Source organism: Acidisphaera rubrifaciens HS-AP3 (assembly GCF_000964365.1).
Classification (GTDB): domain Bacteria; phylum Pseudomonadota; class Alphaproteobacteria; order Acetobacterales; family Acetobacteraceae; genus Acidisphaera; species Acidisphaera rubrifaciens.
Genome location: NZ_BANB01000411.1, coordinates 1 through 1,791, shown reverse-complemented (window position 1 = coordinate 1,791; position 1,791 = coordinate 1). Strand labels below are relative to the sequence as shown.

General features: G+C 73.0%; 2 protein-coding genes and 1 pseudogene. All 3 read right to left on the bottom strand.

Annotated features, from left to right (window positions below):
- Nucleotides 1-194, bottom strand: a pseudogene (locus B8460_RS12120) (NAD(P)(+) transhydrogenase (Re/Si-specific) subunit alpha); the annotation flags it as partial.
- Between the two features lie 190 nt (nt 195-384).
- Nucleotides 385-1,263, bottom strand: a complete 879-nt coding sequence (locus tag B8460_RS12115; protein WP_048861860.1) for a protein-methionine-sulfoxide reductase heme-binding subunit MsrQ — start codon at nt 1,261-1,263, stop codon at nt 385-387.
- The coding region (locus B8460_RS21930; protein ID WP_048861859.1) for a hypothetical protein at nt 1,260-1,791 on the bottom strand (532 nt) is incomplete at its 5' end. The genes B8460_RS12115 and B8460_RS21930, both read right to left, overlap by 4 nt.

The following is a 1,791-nucleotide window of genomic DNA, read 5'->3' as shown; positions in this document are numbered from 1 at the left end:
AGCGCGGCGGCGGCGTCGGGCGCGATCTCGGCGCCGGCCGCCTCGAAGTCCGCGTCGGCGATGGCGGCATGCGCCCCTGCCCCGCGCTCGACGGCCACGGTCATCCCGAGGGCGATCAGTTTCTTGACCGTCTCCGGAGTCGCGGCCACGCGGGTCTCGGCCGCGTCACGTTCCTTCAACACCGCAAGACGCATTCGTGTCGCCTCCCTCCGCGTATGGGGCCGTGGGAGGGGCGCACAGGACCACCCCCGACCGGCCGACGGGCCGGATACATGCTCGACCGTTCAGTAGGGCGCAAGGGCAGGCAGCGCAAAAGCGCATGCGGCGGGCGCGCAGAGACGGCCGCGCGTGCGGCCGGCAGGCAGGGCGACGCGTGGGGCGACGTCAGGCGGCGGGGCTGGCGGCCCGCCGCACCGCGAGGAGGGCGACCGCCCGGCGCACGGCAACGAACGCCGCGATCCCGAGACCGACGATCCCGACCCACACCGCCGGGCGGATGCCGTAGGCAAAGGCGAAGTTGGCATCCAGCACCCGCCACGGGTTGATCCGCGTGGCCAGCCCGTACCAGGCAAACTCGATCGCCATGGCGCCGGCCGACGCGGCGACGGCGAGGCCGATCAGCGCCGCCGGATTGATCCGCAGGCGCACCGGCAACGCCCGGTAGAGCATCAGCCAGACATAGAACCCGGCCACCAGCACGGCCGGGCTGACATCCGCCTTGGCCTGCATGAAATGGTGCAGCAGCCCCAGAACGGCGAGGCCGTAGACCAGGCGGTGCAGGCGCTTCCACCGCTTGCCCAGCCGCCGCATCATCGCGTCGGTGGAGGTGACGCCGAGGGCGACGAGACCGAGCAGGGCGGCGAAGCCGATCGTCAGATAGACGCGCCGGACGATCTCGCTGCCGACCTTCACCAGGTCGAAGCCCTGATAGCCGACATACAGGCCGAGATGGATCAGCGCGTAGGCAAGCGCCGTCAGGCCCAGCATCCGCCGCACCGTGAACACCTTCGGCGCGTCGAAGACGAAGCGCGCGGGCGTCACCGCGAGCGAGACCAGCAGGAAGCGGATCGCCCACAACCCGGTCCCGTGGATGACCGCATTGAGCGGCCGGGCCCCCAGCGCGCCGCCGGCCCATTGCGCCGCCAGCACCAGACCGGGCGCAACCGCCAACGCGAAGGCCGCGAGCTTGATGCGTGCCAGCCGGCCGCGCCGGTCGGTCCACGGAAGGTACTGCGTCCAGGGAAGCGTCGCCGTCTGGGTCATGGTCGGCCTGCGGGTTGCGTTGCCTCGATGTGCCGGTAGTTCGCAGGCACCCGGAAGACGGTTTCATCCGCCGGCGCGAAACTGACCCGCCGCGCCGTCAGCACGACCCGTCCCTCCCGCCGCACCCGCAGCACGACACCCTCGGGGGTGGCGCAGATCACCACGTCGTGCCCCTCGGTATCGGCCGTCGCCCAGTCGGTGCAGCCCGCGCCCGCGACGGTGTCGGTGCCCTCGCGCCGGTACGGCGCCGCGGGGGGACCGGCGAGGGAGGCCGCGGGGGCGGCGGCATCGATCACGGTCCGGTCCGCCGCCTTGACCACGGCGATGCGGTGGGTCGCGTAGTCGGTGATCATGTAAATCCCGCCGCCCGGCGGATCGACGCGCATGCGCTGCCTCGCGGCGTCCCAGCGCAGCCGTTCCTGCGGCAGCACCCCGCCGGGCCCGGGCCGGCCGGTCGGCAGGTCATAGACGACATCGGCGTCCCGCTTGGGCACCAGCGGCGGCGCGTCGCCCGCCGCCGCCAGCAGC

Bases quoted from the DNA above. Each gene is read 5' to 3' on its own strand.
- B8460_RS12115 (WP_048861860.1), bottom strand. From the start codon at position 1,263: ATGACCCAGACGGCGACGCTTCCCTGGACGCAGTACCTTCCGTGGACC.